Here is a 16,274-nt window from a genome sequence, read left to right on the forward strand (position 1 = left end):
TGTGTCGGCGGTTCGATTCCGTCTCGCGCCATTTATATATTTTGGAAGGGTAGCGAAGAGGCTAAACGCGGCGGACTGTAAATCCGCTCCTTCGGGTTCGGGGGTTCGAATCCCTCCCCTTCCATTTTACGGGCATAGTTTAAAGGTAGAACTAAGGTCTCCAAAACCTTCAGTGTGGGTTCAATTCCTACTGCCCGTGTTAATAGAATTATGGCGGGTGTGGTGAAGTGGTTAACACACCAGATTGTGGCTCTGGCATGCGTGGGTTCGATCCCCATCACTCGCCTATTTTATATTATTGGGGTATAGCCAAGCGGTAAGGCAAGGGACTTTGACTCCCTCATGCGTTGGTTCGAATCCAGCTACCCCAGTTACTATTTGCCGGCGTGGCGGAATTGGCAGACGCGCTGGACTCAAAATCCAGTGTCCGCAAGGACGTGCCGGTTCGACCCCGGCCGCCGGTATAGTATTAAAGACAAGGTTTTCGGACCTTGTCTTTTTTTCTTTGTTGTGTGTCGAGTTACCAATTTTTTCCATTTTAAAATAAATCATCAAGTTTATTAGCCAATGTTTTCTGTTTGCTAGGGTACAAATGAGAATAAGTATCAATTGTTGTTGTAATGGATGCGTGTCCTAATCTTTCTTTGACAACAAGATAATCTTCTCCTTGATTTATAAGTAATGATGCATGAGAGTGTCTCAAATCATGAATTCTTATTTTCTTTAAATCTTTATCCCTTTCTAGTATTTGCTTAAACTTCTTATCAATCATATTTTTTGTAATTGTTATTGGCGTACTCTGTATTATTTGTAGTTCTTCAGTATTTTTCGTAAATTCCTCAAGTTTTTCTTTTTGTTTTACTTTCCAATCTATTAGCATTTCTGCTAATTTCTGATTTATTGTTATATTTCTAGTTCCTGATCGTGTTTTTGTTGTATTAATGTAGCTTGTATTATTGACAAAGTATACCGTTTTGGTAACGTATATTGTATTTGTTAAAAGATCTATATCATTCCAGTTCAATGCGAGGATTTCTCCCATTCTCATCCCAGTAAAGAAAGCAATCACGAAAAACAGGTCATAGCTTATTTCATCATCTTGAATAAGTTCTCTAAATCTCGTGAATTCTTCTATACTCCAAAATTTGATATTAGGCTTCCTAATTGGTAATTTTCTCAGATTCTCAACAGGATTTTTATCAATGAGGGATTTTCTTATACCAGTATCAAAAATTTTTTTAAGTAGAATTAGAATTTTATTAATTGTATTGTAACTTAATGTTTCATTTTCATTTTGTTTTTTAGGTTTTGTTTTTAGGTATTCACGAAATTCGAATATATGGTCATACGTTAATTTATTTAAATTTGTATCTTTAAAATAAGGCTTAATATGACGCTCATAATTGTTTCTTTGTGTACTTGTATAGCTTATTTTTCTGCCATTTTTCAGATCATCTTCTTCAAGTAAGTCGAATAACATATCTGTTGTCACTACAAAGTCAAATTGTTTTTCTTTCAATTCTACAATTCGAATATGTTGTTCTAGCTCTAGGGCTTCCTTTTTAGATTTTAATCCTTTCCGAATGATACGTATTCTTTTTTGTGTGACTGGGTGGAATCCATTAGAAACATCAACGGTCCATTTACCACTTTTAGTTTTACGAATAGTCATTCATTATGCTTCTTTCTGGAGTTCAATTCCTAATAGTTCTTCAGCGACACTGGCTGGAATTGTACCAATACGTTTGTTATCATAGATGTTAAAACCACGATTCACTAATAGTAATTTGCCGGTATGGATAATCTTTCTTGCAGTTCCTGGAGCAAATCCAAGTTCGATAAGGTCATCTTTTGTTACAGTTTTAATCATGTGATCTCCTTTTCTAATTAGATTAACTAAGGGGAGGATTAACTCCCCTTGTATTTTACTTATTTTTGTTTTACATCTACTAAATGGATAGCATCAGCCTTGTAATACATTGTCGTGCTAATCATAGTAGCTTGTAAATTGTCAAATGTAACTGGTACTTCATCCATTGCTTGGATATAGTCATTATCAACCAAGGCATCTGGATTGTCTACTGAGACTTGGGTTGATTTCTTTTTGAATTGTCCATCCTTGATTGTTACATTGTATTTCCAACCAATGATTTTATCGGTATTAAAACGTCTTTCGCTACCATCTCGGTTTTTGATAATTTCTCCGTTTGCATCTGCTCGGACTTCCGTTTCAAATTTTGGAATGACTTCATCCAATTCAAATTTTGTTCCAATGTTATTAAAATTCCAGTCATTTTGTGAAAGCATTTTTGCCATAATTAATTTCTCCTTTTGATATTTTCTTTGATTGTGGGGATCAAATCCTCTCTTTTAAAGAGAATTGCCCTTTCTATTAATCCACTTGCTAAATCTGGTGGATATTCCATATTGTTGAGTGCGAGATAGTTAGATTTCTCATACTCATGCAGTAAGTTATTGTCGTATAGAAATTTATACGCTTTTAGAATAGCTCCAGAACCTTTATAGGTAAACCATTCTAATTTTTGTTCTAGTTCTGTTTTTGGTTTTGAAATAATGATAGAGACAGGTTTTGAGTGACCTAAAAACTTTTCCCAAGATCTCAAGGGTTTTGAGAAGTGACTATCACTATAGAACCTCACTTTTTCTTTGAGATATCCCTTGGTAAAGTTGAGAAGATCTATTTCTGAATGCAACCATTCTTGAATGAAGTAGTGAGCTTTTTCTTTCCTAAGTTCTAACTCAGTTCTTATCCAATTTTCTATATACCGCTTGCTGATACCGAGCTTCTCAGCTCGTTCTAAGCGTTTATCGTAAATTCTAAGTCTTTCATCATCATTGGGTTTTCTCAAATATAAGGTCTGGCCGATTGTTTCATCTCCGTAGGTATTGTAGTAGGTACTTTTTCCATATATAAAGCGTTTCTTCTGACAAATCTTTAGAAGCTGATTAGGAGTGAAATAGGGTGTTTCATTAAAATCATCTATTGCAATATCAATTCGTCTTACTGAAAATTGATTGTAATTGTAGTAGAGGTTGTTCAGAAACTGTCTTTCGGACAGACTATTTGGATCTAATACCATATCTCTATAGAACTCGAGTGCCTGTCCTGACATGACAAGCATGTAGGACGACTCTTTCGCTCCATAGTAGATACGGATATTTCCATAATGAAGCTGGCTATCATAGTTATAGTATTTAAGGCTCCCTATATTCTCAATAAATAGGTCATAGTCAAGAAATAGAATGTCTTCGATTATTTCTCTTGGCGAAAATTCAGTCTTGTCAAACTGAATTTGAATCCAGTCAAATACAGAACGTAAATGTTCATTTTTTGCCATAGATTTTGATTCAACTTTTTGCCTAATTTTGCCACCCTTAAAATCTGCGAAACCCTTGGCAATACTGAATTCTTTCGATGGTACACCTAACTTGCAGAGGGTGGTGTTACTACACACCCTATCGGTCAAAAATGGTCCGTCCGCATCTACGCTCATTTTCGGCTTTCTGCCTCATGGCTCAGCCGAAAACTCGCTATTAGCCGAACCTATTTTTTGACCTCTTGTTAACAAACCCTAGTAAGCCGGTTTGCATCGACTCTTCAATATCTTGGATTTTCTTTTTTAGGTTGGAATTCTCAATTTTTATCAGTCGCATTTCTCGCTTAAATTCCTGTTTTAAGGCGCTCAGTTCATCGTAGAGCTCATCTATTACTTGGTTTAGGGATTCATGTTCATTGTCTGCTAGACTCCCAAATACGGCTTGTATAGCCTCTTTTAGACCTATTTCAAGTTTTAGTTTAGCTAACTTTTGAAATTGTCTAAGGTCTTCGTCTGTAAAATCATAGGCAACTGTATAACTTAATTGATGAGTTCTGGGATTTCTACTGATAGGAACTTTAATTTTCTTAAATTCCTTGCCACTTATCTCTTTAATCAGTTGAATCCAATTTTTAAGAGTAGAGGTAGAGTTTAGGCCAGAAATTTGATTGACTAACTCTTTATTGGTCATCTTTTTGTGAAACCTCCGAAATTTTCTTGTGCAACTGAAGAGTTTTCTGTGGTATAATTGTTACATAATATGTTTTGATCTTGGAACGAACGGCACATTTGTTTCAAGATTTTTTATTTTGTCGAATCCTACCTCCTTTATTAAAATTTTTTAAATCGACTACTAGTTACATACGCTTTTACCTCCTTTTATGCTATAATATTCTCAATGGAATATTCAATCTCAAAATAAATATTCCTTATGGAATAATTCTATTTTATACCGTTTAGAATATTTTGTCAAGCTAAAATATACGAATAAGAATATCTATAGGAGAATTATGTATACAGAGGATTATAAATTTTCAGAGAGGTTAAAAACTCTCAGAAAATCAAAAAAGTTAACTCAAGTACAAATATCGGAATTAATTGGAGTTCAACAAGGGACATATTCTCGGTGGGAGAATGGAACGTTAGAACCAGGATTAGAATTCGTTGTGAAATTAGCAAATATCTTTGGGACTACTACAGATTATTTGCTGGGACAAAAACCTTATTCAATTATCAGTAGTTTACCTCTAGAACAATTAGATCTTACCAATATTGCAAACTTTTCAAAGGATGAGTTTGATATTTTGAAACATTCAATAGCAGTTTCGGTGGCAAGAAATAAAATAAAGGCAACAGAACTAAAAGATAGAGTTATAGAAAAAAATCAGTTGTCAGAAAAAGATGCAGAACTTTTGAATAAGATTTTTGAAGAAGTTAAAACTTATTGGGAAAATTAGGAGGACGCTAGTCTTCAAAATTCCCTCCCAAAATGTGTCCAAAATATTGACAGAATTCTAGCTTTTCATTATAGTTCTTATGGAACTTTTTTTCTACAACAAAATAGGCTCCATAATATCCATAGGGGATTTACCCACTACAAATAGTATAGAGCCGGTTTTATTAATGTCCTGCATTTCCTAATAAGTTAACCATGACAACACCAATGATAATCAAAATTAAACCGATAATGCTATAAACATTTAGTGTTTCTTTGAAAATCATTACTGCGATAGAGGCTGTCAAAACTAAACCGACAGCTGACCATGTTGCATAAGCTATTCCTAAAGGAATTTTTTGCATTGCTAGTGAGAGGAAATAGAAACAAACGCCATAGCTAAGTAGGGCAGAAACGGTTGGAATAGGCTTTGTAAAACCGTCTGATAATTTCAAAAGGTTAGTTCCCAATATCTCTCCTACAATGGCGATAAAAAGATAAAAGTATGACATGTCTTTAACCTCCTATATGTCATGTTTTTGCTCTAAGAGCTATTATAGCTATCCGTTTTTTATAAATCTTGGCACAAGTCATGAGAATTTGTAGTAAAACTGTGGCAGACACTTTTTCAGAACCAATAGCTGATAAGTTTAGTATATCATAAGATAAATTTAAAAAAAAGTCTTGATTTATTTCAATGTCTTGCGTGGTCTCGATTTTACTGGTAAAATTACTTTTAAGAACTTTAAAAAAGAGGTTTCTATATTTGACAAAACAATGACTTGTTGTCCCGAATGTGGGCATCCTTTGGAGAAAAAATTTTTAAAAGATGAGGGAGATATTCCTTATTGTTCACAATGTGCGAGTTTTCGTTTTCCAGTCTTTAATACAGCAATTAGTGCGATTTTATTTAATGAAAAACATGATAAGATTCTCTTGATTAAGCAATATGACATGGCTGAGCATATTTTGCTAGCTGGTTATGTGTCTAATGATATTCACAACCAATTTCTACAATCATTAAAGGCAATTAATTTAGCCTCTCTTATTACGGATATGGGTAATAAAATTGCACAAAACTAGTCCAAAACTCTTTTTAATAAGGAGTATACTTTCTAGCATTTTATAGTTACTAAAAAGTATCTAAACTTTGGAAGTGATACTAAGTTTTAAAAAATATTATGGAAAAAAAGCTTATAAAATCAATATTTCTGAGATTTAAAACTAATAATATTAGACTCAAAATCCAGTGTCCGCAAGGACGTGCCGGTTCGACCCCGGCCGCCGGTATAGTATAGAGTTAAGGAACGTTGTAAATCTTCGTTCCTTTTTTATATTATTTTTGGTATAATAATAGTTATTCAAATTTTATTTAGATTATGAAAGTGTAGGGAAGTATGTCTCGTTCTATCGATTTATTAAAACATCGGTATTTGAAAAATATTAAAGAAAATCCTGAATTGTTTGTCGGGATTGAGCTGGAATATCCTGTTGTAAACTTGGAAGGGGATGCTACAGATGTTGAAGTTATCAAGTACTTATTCCGATATTTAGTTTCTGCTTTGGATTTTACTGTCGAAAAGGTTGATGATTTTGGGACTCCTATTCAGTTAGTGGAGCCAGCAAGTCAGGATGTTATTTTATTTGAAGTTTCCTATACTACGATTGAGTTTGCATTTGGTAAGGCTGAAACAATTCAAGAGGTCGAAAATCGTTTTAATAATTATATGGATGTAATTCAGAGAAAATTAGGCGAATCCAATCATGCTATCGTTGGCTGCGGTATTCATCCCAACTGGAATAAAAATGAGAATACTCCAGTTGCTTATCCACGTTATCAGATGTTAGTGGACTATTTGAATTTGAGTAGAAATATGGCTGAATCAGACTTGCATCATTTCCCTGAATATGGTGCTTTTATCTGTGGGAGTCAGGTTCAGTTGGATGTTTCAAAGTCTAACTACTTACGAGTGATTAATGCTTTTACCCAAATTGAAGGGGCTAAGGCTTATTTACTTGCCAATTCTGAGTTTTCAGGTGAGAATTGGGATACGAAAATTTCAAGGGATATTTTCTGGGAAGAATCGATGCATGGTATATATCCAGAGAATGTTGGTGTCAATGCTAGGCTCTTTAAAGATGAGGATGATTTTTTTGATTATCTAGATCATTCTGCAATTTTTACTGCGGAACGCGATGGGCAAACCTATTATTTTTATCCGATTCAGGCAAGGGACTATTTGGCTACAACTGAAATCCAAGCATATGCTCTTAATGGGGATGAGATTCTTATTTACCCTCAAGAGAAGGATTTTGAAACTCATCGTAGTTATCAGTACCAAGACTTAACGACTCGGGGTACAGTTGAGTTTCGTAGTGTGTGTACTCAACCTCTAGAGAGAACCTTCGCTTCTGCAGCTTTTCACTTAGGATTGTTGGTTAATTTAGATAAGTTAGAAGCTTACTTAGAAACAGCGACTTTCTTTAAAGAATTTGGGCGAAATTACAAGTTTTTAAGACGACAATTTTCTAAGAAAAAGCTTACAAATGAGGAAGAAACTGCGATTATTGAATTTTCCAAACACATACTCCTGCTAGCTTGCGAAGGACTGGAGATGAGAAATAAGCAAGAAACAAGCTATTTACAGCCTTTGAAAGAAGAATTGGGCCTATAATTTCTCTTATAAAAGGAGAATTTTCTGAAAAATCATGATATAATGGATGAGACTATAGATAAAGGATAGAGAGTAATGACATTAGTTTATCAATCAACGCGTGATGCCAACAATACAGTAACTGCTAGCCAAGCTATTTTGCAAGGTTTGGCGACGGATGGTGGTTTGTTTGCACCGCTTACTTATCCAAAGGTAGATTTGGACTTTGACAAATTGAAAGATGCTTCTTACCAGGAAGTTGCTAAGTTAGTTTTGTCAGCATTTTTAGATGACTTTACAGCTGAGGAGTTGGACTACTGTATCAACAATGCCTACGATAGCAAGTTTGATATTCCAGCTATAGCGCCTTTGGTGAAATTAGACGGCCAATACAATTTGGAACTGTTCCATGGTTCAACAATTGCTTTTAAGGATATGGCCTTGTCTATTTTGCCATACTTTATGACAACAGCTGCTAAGAAGCATGGTTTGGAGAACAAGATTGTCATCTTAACAGCGACATCTGGTGATACTGGGAAAGCTGCTATGGCAGGGTTTGCGGATGTGCCTGGAACTGAGATTATCGTCTTTTATCCAAAGGATGGTGTCAGCAAGGTTCAAGAGTTGCAAATGACTACTCAGACTGGTGATAATACTCATGTTATCGCTATTGATGGTAACTTTGATGATGCTCAAACAAATGTGAAGCATATGTTTAACGATGTAGCCCTTCGTGAAAAGTTGGCTACCAATAAACTGCAATTTTCATCTGCCAACTCTATGAATATCGGTCGTTTGGTGCCACAGATTGTTTATTATGTTTATGCCTATGCTCAGTTGGTTAAGACTGGTGAGATTGTGGCTGGTGATAAGGTCAACTTCACAGTACCAACAGGAAATTTTGGAAATATCTTGGCTGCCTTTTATGCTAAGCAAATTGGTCTACCAGTTGGCAAATTAATCTGTGCTTCAAATGACAACAATGTTTTGACAGACTTTTTCAAGACACGTGTTTACGACAAGAAACGTGAGTTTAAAGTGACTACTAGTCCATCTATGGATATTTTGGTATCTTCAAACTTGGAGCGTTTGATTTTCCATCTTTTAGGTAATGATGCGGTTAAAACAGCTGAACTTATGAATGCCTTGAACAAGCAAGGACAATATGAGTTGACAGACTTTGATGCAGAGATTTTGGACCTCTTTGCAGCTGAATATGCGACTGAGGAAGAAACGGCAGCAGAAATCAAGCGTGTTTATGAGGCAGATTCTTATATCGAGGATCCACATACGGCGGTTGCCTCGGCAGTTTATAAGAAATACCAAGCGGCTACTGGCGATGTGACTAAGACAGTGATTGCTTCAACAGCGAGTCCATACAAGTTCCCAGTGGTTGCAGTAGAAGCTGTAACAGGTAAAGTAGGCTTGACTGACTTTGAAGCCTTGGCTCAATTACATGATATTTCAGGAGTTGCAGTACCACCAGCAGTTGACGGGCTTGAAACAGCTCCTGTTCGTCACAAGACAACAGTGGCAGCTGCTGATATGCAAGCAGCGGTTGAGGCTTATCTAGGACTTTAAGACAGAGGGAGTAAACTCGGTTGGGAAACCAACTGAGTTTCTTTTCATCAGGAGGAAGGATTGTTTAAGAAAAATAAAGACATTCTTAATATTGCCTTGCCAGCTATGGGCGAAAATTTTTTGCAGATGCTCATGGGGATGGTGGATAGTTACTTAGTAGCCCACTTGGGCTTGATAGCTATTTCGGGTGTATCAGTAGCTGGCAATATTATCACGATTTATCAGGCGATTTTCATCGCTCTGGGAGCTGCTATTTCCAGTGTTATTTCAAAAAATTTGGGGCAGAAGGATCAATCTATGCTAGCCTATCATGTGACTGAGGCATTGAAGATTACCTTACTATTAAGTTTCCTTTTAGGATTTTTGTCCATCTTCGCTGGGAAAGAGATGATAGGACTTTTGGGGACGGAGAGAGATGTAGCTGAGAGTGGTGGACTCTACCTATCTTTGGTAGGCGGATCGATTGTTCTCTTAGGTTTAATGACTAGTCTGGGAGCCTTGATTCGTGCAACGCATAATCCACGTCTGCCTCTCTATGTTAGTTTTTTATCCAATGCCTTGAATATTCTCTTTTCCAGTCTAGCTATTTTTGTTCTGGATATGGGGATAGCTGGTGTTGCTTGGGGGACAATTCTGTCTCGTTTGGTAGGTCTTGTGATTTTATGGTCGCAATTAAAGTTGCCTTTTGAGAAACCGACTTTTGGTTTAGATAAGGAACTATTGACCTTAGCGTTGCCAGCAGCTGGAGAGAGGCTCATGATGAGGGCTGGAGATGTCGTGATCATTGCCTTGGTTGTTTCTTTTGGAACGGAGGCGGTGGCTGGAAATGCAGTCGGAGAAGTCTTGACCCAGTTTAACTATATGCCTGCCTTTGGCGTCGCTACTGCAACGGTCATGCTGGTAGCTCGAGCAGTTGGAGAGGATAATTGGGAAAGAGTCGCTAGTTTGAGCAAGCAAACCTTTTGGCTTTCTCTGCTTCTCATGTTGCCCTTGACGCTTAGTGTCTATGCCTTGGGTATACCACTAACTCATCTCTATACGACTGATTCTCTAGCGGTGGAGGCTAGTGTGCTAGTGACACTTTTTTCACTACTTGGTACTCCTATGACGATAGGAACAGTCATCTATACAGCAGTCTGGCAGGGTTTGGGCAATGCTCGGCTTCCCTTTTATGCGACAAGTATAGGAATGTGGTGTATCCGCATTGGAACAGGATATCTGATGGGGATTGTGCTTGGTTGGGGCTTGCCCGGTATTTGGGCCGGAACCCTTTTGGATAATGGTTTTCGTTGGTTATTTCTACGTTACCGTTACCAGCGTTATATGAGCTTGAAAGGATAGGAAATGCAAAAAACAGCTTTTATTTGGGATTTAGATGGGACTTTATTGGATTCTTACGAAGCGATTTTATCAGGAATTGAGGAAACTTTTGCTCAGTTTTCTATTCCTTATGATAAGGAGCAGGTGAGGGAGTTTATTCTCAAGTTTTCTGTGCAGGATTTACTTGTGCAGGTGGCAGAAGAGAGAAAGCTGGATGTGGAAATGCTAAATCAGGTGCGTGCCCAGAGTTTGGCTGAGAAGAATGCTCAGGTAGTTTTGATGCCAGGTGCGCGTGATGTGCTAGCTTGGGCAGAGGAATCAGGAATTCAGCAGTTTGTTTACACTCATAAGGGAGACAATGCTCTTACCATTTTAAGAGACTTGGGGTTGGAATGCTATTTTACAGAGATTTTAACCAGTCAGAGTGGCTTTGCGCGCAAGCCTAATCCAGAAGCGGCTAACTATCTGTTAGGCAAGTATCAGTTGGATTCTGAGAAGACCTATTATATAGGGGATCGGACTCTGGATGTGGAATTTGCCCAGAATAGTGGGATTCAAAGTATCAACTTTTTAGAGTCGACTTATGAAGGAAATCATAGGATTCAAGGGTTAGCAGATATTCCTTATATTTTTGGGGATTGGGAACGATAAGATTGTGTCAGTTTTGTGACAGAGACCTAACAAACTATTTCAAGTAACCAAGTTTGTTACAAGGAATGGACAGTTCTGTTAAATAGGCCCGAGAGGGCTTTTTTTCTGCATTTTTTGTGTTATGATAGACAGGTACTCATTTGAAAGGAATTTGAAAGAATGAAGAAAAGAATATTATTAGCCTCAACAGTAGCCTTGTCATTTGCCCCAGTATTGGCAACTCAAGCAGAAGAAGTTTTTTGGACTGCACGTAGTGTTGAGCAAATCCAAAACGATTTGACTAAAACGGATAACAAAACAAGTTATACCGTTCAGTATGGTGATACCTTGAGCACCATTGCAGAAGCCTTGGGTGTAGATGTCACAGTTCTTGCGAATTTGAATAAAATCACTAATATGGACTTGATTTTCCCAGAAACTGTTTTGACAACGACCGTCAATGAAGCAGAAGAAGTAACAGAAGTTGAAATCCAAACACCTCAAGCGGCTTCTAGTGAAGAGGTGACAACTGCGACAGCAGATTTGACAACCAATCAAGTGACCGTAGATGATCAAACTGTTCAGGTTGCAGACCTTTCTCAACCGATTGCAGAAGCGCCAAAAGCGGTAGAAACTACAAGTACAAAAGAAGTAGCAACAAATTCAGAAGTTGCAGAGACAGTTGCTACTGCAGAAGAAGTAGCACCATCTACAAATACTTCAACGTCAGAGGAGCAAACAGCCGAAACAAGTAGTGCAGTTGCAGAAGCAGCTCCTCAGGCAACGACTTCAGCTGAGAAAAATGAAACTCAAGCAAGCCCACAAGATGTTTCAACAGTGAAAGAAACTACAACTCCAGCAGAAGAAACAGCAATCGAAACAACTGCAACAAGTTCAGAAGAATTAAAAGAAGCCTCATCAAATGAAGCTACAACAGCAGTTTCTACTTATCAACCAGAAGAGAAGAAAACAGTTTCAACAACTTACGCAGCTCCAGCAGCGCCCGATTATGCTGGACTTGCGGTAGCGAAATCTGAAAATGCAGGCCTTCAACCACAAACAGCGGCCTTTAAAGAAGAAATTGCTAACTTGTTTGGCATCACATCCTTTAGTGGTTACCGTCCAGGAGACAGTGGAGATCACGGAAAAGGTTTGGCTATCGACTTTATGGTACCAGAAAGCTCAGAATTAGGGGATAAGATTGCGGAATACGCTATTCAAAACATGGCCAGCCGTGGAATTAGTTACATTATTTGGAAACAACGTTTCTATGCTCCATTCGATAGCAAATATGGACCAGCTAATACTTGGAATTCAATGCCAGACCGTGGTAGCGTGACAGAGAACCACTATGACCACGTTCACGTTTCAATGAATGGATAAACCTGACTTTGTAATATCATTTTGACGAATGAGATCTAGCTTTCGTGATAGAAAGCGATTCTCGTTCGTTTTTTCTTTGTCAATTTGAATGGAAAATTATGCCTTAAGCAATATTCTTGCAATCTATTTTACTTTGCATTACAATTGATTAGTCAATTATTGATAAATCAATAAAAAAGAGGAAGAAATGATAGAGATTCAAGATTTACTTTATCAACTCCGCTTGTCTGAGCAAGCTAGTACGCACTTATTTGAAAAAAGACTTGGGATTAGTTTGACACGGTATCAGATTTTACTGTTTTTGATGAAGAATTCCCCTTGTAACCAAATGGCGGTTCAGGAACGTTTGAAGATTGATCAGGCTGCTTTGACCCGACATTTCAAGATTTTGGAAAAGGAAGGTTTGGTGGAGCGTCATCGCAATCCTGAAAATCAGCGAGAAGTGTTGGTAGAGGCTACGAAGTATGCGAAGGAGCAGTTAGTGGTAAATCCCCCTCTGCAGCATATCAAGGTTAAGCAAGAGATGGAAAGTATCTTAACAGAGTCTGAAAGAACAGAACTCAGCCGTTTAGTAAATAAATTGGTTTTGGGTATTGAAAATATAGAAATTTAAGGAGAAATAGATGTCAATTATTACAATCATTTTAGTAACGATTATTGCTTTGGAGCATTTTTACATTTTTTATTTGGAAAGTATTGCAACGCAATCAGATGCGACTAGTCGTGTCTTTAATATGGACAAGGAAGAATTGGCTCGTCCGTCAGTAACTTCATTGTTTAAAAATCAAGGGATTTATAATGCTTTGCTAGGAGTCTTTCTCTTGTATGGAATTTATTTCTCACAGAATTTAGAAATTGTGACTATTTTTGTTTTATTTGTGATTGGTGCTGCGGCTTATGGCTCTCTCACAGCAGATAAGAAAATTATTTTGAAGCAAGGTGGACCAGCTATTTTGGCCTTGATTAGTATTTTTCTCTTTAAATAAACTTTAATGCCGGTCAGATCCTCTCTAGTCCTTTTCACTCCAGAATAAGGGAAATATGTTATACTTGTTTTTAAGAAAAGAGTTTTATTGAATTTGTTTTGAGGAGTTAGAAATGAAAGTATTAGTGACAGGTTTTGACCCCTTTGGAGGGGAAAAGGTCAATCCAGCCTTGGAGGCTATTAAAGGTTTACCAGCTGAAATCCATGGTGCTGAGGTCCGTTGGCTAGAGGTGCCGACAGTTTTTCACAAATCGGCTCAAGTATTGGAAGAAGAAATGAGTCGTTATCAACCTGACTTTGTCCTTTGTATCGGCCAAGCAGGTGGAAGAACCAGCTTGACACCTGAGCGAGTGGCTATAAATCAAGACGATGCACGCATTCCTGATAACGAAGGTAATCAGCCGATTGACCTTCCCATTCGTCCAGATGGTGCTCCGGCTTACTTTAGTAGTTTGCCGATTAAAGCGATGGTTCAAGCTATAAAAAAAGAGGGATTGCCGGCCTCTGTTTCCAATACTGCAGGGACTTTTGTCTGCAATCATTTGATGTATCAGGCCCTCTATTTGGTAGAAAAGAAATTTCCCCATGTTAAGGCAGGTTTTATGCATATTCCTTATATGATGGAACAGGTGGTGAATCGACCGACCACTCCAGCTATGAGTTTAGTGGATATTAGGCGAGGGATAGAAGCGGCAATCGGCGCCATTATAGAACATGGAGATGAGGACCTCAAGTTGGTAGGCGGAGAAACTCATTGATAGAAAAAAAGCTTGAGGGAAAACCTTCAAGCTTTTGGACGTTTTCGAGCCAATACTGCTCGGTAAAAAATCATTTTATTGATTTGAATGTAGGGTAGGAGTGAGAAACTAGCAATTCCAAAGGTAATCCAATTGAGGACGTACCAAGGAAGGAGTTGTAAGTCTAGGACAAAGCGCTGAAATTTGTAGCCTTTCATCAGGAAACGGCTGGTTTTTAGGATTTGTCCTGGTTTGGCTTGTCCTAAGTCTAGGGTGTCACAGAGGAGAAATTCTACCTGCGAATAGGCATAGTATTGTGGGATATAGAGACTAGTTCCGACAATCATCAAGAGGATACTTGCTAGAAAGTAAAGACCAAAGGTCATGAGGAAACGCTCGGTTTCAATTGACGTGAGATCCAGATTGGGAAACTCAGGATGAAGGGCAATGAATTTCTTTGCAAGAAAGCTACTGTAAAAAAGGAAGTAAATTCCAAGCAAACTAGGAATGCTCCATAAGAAGAGATAGAAACGTTTGAGAAGGAGAGTCAAAAAGGTTTGTGAAAAGTGCTCTTCATTAAAGAGAGTGAGACTATTTTTGATGGATAGTCCTGTATCGGGATTCTTGATGAGTTTCAGCGTTGTATAGACGGAACTGGTTAGAAGTATTGTTCCGATAAAGGAGACTAATAGAGGAAAAAGGTAGGCTTGGAATACATGGCCAAACACGCTTAAAAAGGGTTGTTCTAAAACACTCTCGTTGATGCGCTCTAAGGGATTGAGGAAGCCAGACAAGATGACCAGTATACTAGGTAAGAGATAGACGAGAAAGAGGCGGGGATTTTCAGCCTGAAATTGTCTGGACTGCGGACGAATAGTTTTTAAATCAATTTTTGGGTATTTCATTCTCTCATTATACCATAGTTCGTGACAGTTCCAGCTTTTTTTGATAAAATCATACAGTATGCCCTTGGGCACAAAGTATGAACTGGGACTGTTTTTCCCAGCTTCGGAGGTAAAAAATGTCAGATTCACCAATCAAATATCGTTTGATTAAGAAAGAAAAACACACGGGAGCTCGTCTGGGTGAAATCATCACTCCCCATGGCACCTTCCCGACACCTATGTTTATGCCGGTTGGGACACAAGCCACTGTCAAAACTCAGTCGCCTGAAGAATTGAAGGAGATGGGTTCGGGAATTATCCTGTCAAACACCTATCATCTCTGGCTTCGTCCTGGAGATGAACTCATTGCACGCGCTGGTGGTCTCCACAAGTTCATGAATTGGGACCAGCCTATCTTGACAGATAGTGGTGGTTTCCAGGTTTATTCCTTAGCAGATAGCCGTAATATCACAGAAGAAGGAGTAACCTTTAAAAATCATCTCAATGGTTCTAAGATGTTCTTGTCCCCAGAAAAAGCTATTTCTATTCAGAATAATCTGGGCTCAGACATCATGATGTCTTTTGATGAATGTCCTCAGTTTTATCAACCATACGACTACGTTAAGAAATCAATCGAGCGTACCAGTCGTTGGGCTGAGCGTGGTTTGAAGGCTCACCGTCGTCCACATGACCAAGGTTTGTTTGGGATTGTGCAGGGGGCAGGATTTGAAGACTTGCGTCGCCAATCAGCTCATGACCTTGTCAGCATGGATTTCCCAGGTTATTCTATAGGTGGTTTGGCAGTGGGAGAAACCCACGAAGAGATGAATGCGGTCTTGGACTTTACAACCCAATTGTTGCCTGAAAACAAACCTCGCTATTTGATGGGTGTGGGAGCGCCAGATAGCTTGATTGATGGGGTGATTCGTGGGGTGGATATGTTTGACTGTGTCTTACCGACTCGTATCGCTCGTAATGGAACTTGTATGACCAGTCAAGGTCGTTTGGTTGTCAAAAATGCTCAGTTTGCTGAGGACTTTACGACACTAGATCCTGAGTGTGATTGCTACACATGTAAGAACTATACACGCGCTTATCTTCGTCACCTGCTCAAGGCTGATGAAACCTTCGGTATCCGCTTGACTAGCTATCACAATCTTTACTTCTTGCTTAACCTGATGAAGCAAGTGCGACAAGCCATCATGGATGACAATCTCTTAGAATTCCGTGAGTATTTTGTAGAAAAATATGGCTATAATAAGTCAGGCCGTAATTTTTAAACTGGAATAGATATAAGCTAAAAATCCTAAGTTTTCTCTTGGGATTT

At 38.2% G+C, this 16,274-nt stretch carries 18 protein-coding genes and 5 tRNA genes; 16 read left to right on the top strand and 7 right to left on the bottom strand.

Annotation, left to right across the window (positions count from 1 at the left end):
- Positions 1 to 43: 43 nt before the first annotated feature.
- The 5 genes from HMPREF2764_RS00315 to HMPREF2764_RS00335 all read left to right on the top strand — a co-directional run bounded on the left by HMPREF2764_RS00315 (position 44) and on the right by HMPREF2764_RS00335 (position 464).
- Positions 44 to 124 (top strand) — tRNA-Tyr (locus tag HMPREF2764_RS00315).
- 4 nt (positions 125 to 128) lie between these two features.
- A tRNA-Trp gene (locus HMPREF2764_RS00320) sits at positions 129 to 199 on the top strand.
- A 14-nt stretch (positions 200 to 213) separates the two neighbouring features.
- A tRNA-His gene (locus tag HMPREF2764_RS00325) sits at positions 214 to 286 on the top strand.
- A 13-nt stretch (positions 287 to 299) separates the two neighbouring features.
- Positions 300 to 371: transfer RNA gene (locus tag HMPREF2764_RS00330), tRNA-Gln, on the top strand.
- Between the two features lie 9 nt (positions 372 to 380).
- Positions 381 to 464 (top strand) — tRNA-Leu (locus HMPREF2764_RS00335).
- Between the two features lie 74 nt (positions 465 to 538).
- On the opposite strand, the gene HMPREF2764_RS00340 is transcribed toward HMPREF2764_RS00335, so the two are convergent.
- The 5 genes from HMPREF2764_RS00340 to HMPREF2764_RS00360 are packed head-to-tail and all read right to left on the bottom strand — an operon-like array spanning position 539 to position 4,029.
- A complete protein-coding gene (locus HMPREF2764_RS00340; protein WP_049510267.1) occupies positions 539 to 1,672 on the bottom strand; it encodes a tyrosine-type recombinase/integrase in 1,134 nt (377 codons plus the stop codon).
- Between the two features lie 3 nt (positions 1,673 to 1,675).
- Entirely contained in the window at positions 1,676 to 1,870 is a 195-nt protein-coding gene (locus tag HMPREF2764_RS00345; protein ID WP_000598356.1) for a DUF3173 domain-containing protein, read from the bottom strand.
- 59 nt (positions 1,871 to 1,929) lie between these two features.
- Positions 1,930 to 2,316, bottom strand: a complete 387-nt coding sequence (locus HMPREF2764_RS00350; protein ID WP_001096843.1) for a hypothetical protein — start codon at positions 2,314 to 2,316, stop codon at positions 1,930 to 1,932.
- Between the two features lie 2 nt (positions 2,317 to 2,318).
- Positions 2,319 to 3,515 (bottom strand): replication initiation factor domain-containing protein, encoded by a 1,197-nt coding sequence (locus HMPREF2764_RS00355; RefSeq protein ID WP_009732036.1) that lies wholly within the window; start codon positions 3,513 to 3,515, stop codon positions 2,319 to 2,321.
- Positions 3,516 to 3,555: 40 nt separating this feature from the next.
- A complete protein-coding gene (locus HMPREF2764_RS00360) occupies positions 3,556 to 4,029 on the bottom strand; it encodes a hypothetical protein (protein ID WP_000182279.1) in 474 nt (157 codons plus the stop codon).
- Positions 4,030 to 4,348: 319 nt separating this feature from the next.
- Between HMPREF2764_RS00360 and HMPREF2764_RS00365 the strand changes: the two genes are divergently transcribed.
- Complete coding sequence (locus HMPREF2764_RS00365) at positions 4,349 to 4,795, top strand: helix-turn-helix transcriptional regulator (protein ID WP_000287814.1); 447 nt, start codon at positions 4,349 to 4,351, stop codon at positions 4,793 to 4,795.
- 163 nt (positions 4,796 to 4,958) lie between these two features.
- On the opposite strand, the gene HMPREF2764_RS00370 is transcribed toward HMPREF2764_RS00365, so the two are convergent.
- Complete coding sequence (locus tag HMPREF2764_RS00370; protein WP_009732038.1) at positions 4,959 to 5,285, bottom strand: DMT family transporter; 327 nt, start codon at positions 5,283 to 5,285, stop codon at positions 4,959 to 4,961.
- Positions 5,286 to 5,457: 172 nt separating this feature from the next.
- On the opposite strand from HMPREF2764_RS00370, the gene HMPREF2764_RS10175 reads away from it, so the two are divergent.
- The 9 genes from HMPREF2764_RS10175 (at position 5,458) to pcp (ending at position 14,084) form a co-directional block, all read left to right on the top strand.
- Positions 5,458 to 5,856, top strand: a complete 399-nt coding sequence (locus HMPREF2764_RS10175) for an FmdB family zinc ribbon protein (RefSeq protein ID WP_009732039.1) — start codon at positions 5,458 to 5,460, stop codon at positions 5,854 to 5,856.
- 314 nt (positions 5,857 to 6,170) lie between these two features.
- Positions 6,171 to 7,448, top strand: a complete 1,278-nt coding sequence (locus tag HMPREF2764_RS00380) for a glutamate-cysteine ligase family protein (protein WP_020903672.1) — start codon at positions 6,171 to 6,173, stop codon at positions 7,446 to 7,448.
- A 75-nt stretch (positions 7,449 to 7,523) separates the two neighbouring features.
- Complete coding sequence (gene thrC, locus HMPREF2764_RS00385) at positions 7,524 to 9,008, top strand: threonine synthase (RefSeq protein ID WP_049515744.1); 1,485 nt, start codon at positions 7,524 to 7,526, stop codon at positions 9,006 to 9,008.
- Between the two features lie 60 nt (positions 9,009 to 9,068).
- A complete protein-coding gene (locus HMPREF2764_RS00390) occupies positions 9,069 to 10,349 on the top strand; it encodes an MATE family efflux transporter (RefSeq protein WP_070526303.1) in 1,281 nt (426 codons plus the stop codon).
- Between the two features lie 3 nt (positions 10,350 to 10,352).
- Entirely contained in the window at positions 10,353 to 10,979 is a 627-nt protein-coding gene (locus HMPREF2764_RS00395; RefSeq protein ID WP_070526306.1) for an HAD family hydrolase, read from the top strand.
- Between the two features lie 159 nt (positions 10,980 to 11,138).
- A complete protein-coding gene (locus HMPREF2764_RS00400; protein WP_070526309.1) occupies positions 11,139 to 12,341 on the top strand; it encodes a LysM peptidoglycan-binding domain-containing protein in 1,203 nt (400 codons plus the stop codon).
- Between the two features lie 187 nt (positions 12,342 to 12,528).
- Positions 12,529 to 12,954 (top strand): MarR family winged helix-turn-helix transcriptional regulator, encoded by a 426-nt coding sequence (locus HMPREF2764_RS00405; protein ID WP_070526312.1) that lies wholly within the window; start codon positions 12,529 to 12,531, stop codon positions 12,952 to 12,954.
- 10 nt (positions 12,955 to 12,964) lie between these two features.
- Positions 12,965 to 13,327 (top strand): DUF1304 domain-containing protein, encoded by a 363-nt coding sequence (locus tag HMPREF2764_RS00410; protein ID WP_070526314.1) that lies wholly within the window; start codon positions 12,965 to 12,967, stop codon positions 13,325 to 13,327.
- Between the two features lie 112 nt (positions 13,328 to 13,439).
- The gene (pcp, locus tag HMPREF2764_RS00415; protein ID WP_070526319.1) at positions 13,440 to 14,084 is read left to right on the top strand and encodes a pyroglutamyl-peptidase I; all 645 of its coding nucleotides are present in this window, start codon (positions 13,440 to 13,442) and stop codon (positions 14,082 to 14,084) included.
- A gap of 26 nt (positions 14,085 to 14,110) precedes the next feature.
- On the opposite strand, the gene HMPREF2764_RS00420 is transcribed toward pcp, so the two are convergent.
- Positions 14,111 to 14,968 (bottom strand): DUF975 family protein, encoded by an 858-nt coding sequence (locus HMPREF2764_RS00420; RefSeq protein WP_049515749.1) that lies wholly within the window; start codon positions 14,966 to 14,968, stop codon positions 14,111 to 14,113.
- A gap of 116 nt (positions 14,969 to 15,084) precedes the next feature.
- On the opposite strand from HMPREF2764_RS00420, the gene tgt reads away from it, so the two are divergent.
- Positions 15,085 to 16,227 carry a tRNA guanosine(34) transglycosylase Tgt gene (gene tgt / locus HMPREF2764_RS00425; protein WP_070526321.1) on the top strand — a complete coding sequence of 381 codons (1,143 nt, stop codon included), beginning with the start codon at positions 15,085 to 15,087 and terminating at the stop codon, positions 16,225 to 16,227.
- Positions 16,228 to 16,274 lie beyond the last annotated feature (47 nt).

The organism is Streptococcus sp. HMSC073F11, assembly GCF_001810785.1.
Lineage (GTDB): Bacteria > Bacillota > Bacilli > Lactobacillales > Streptococcaceae > Streptococcus.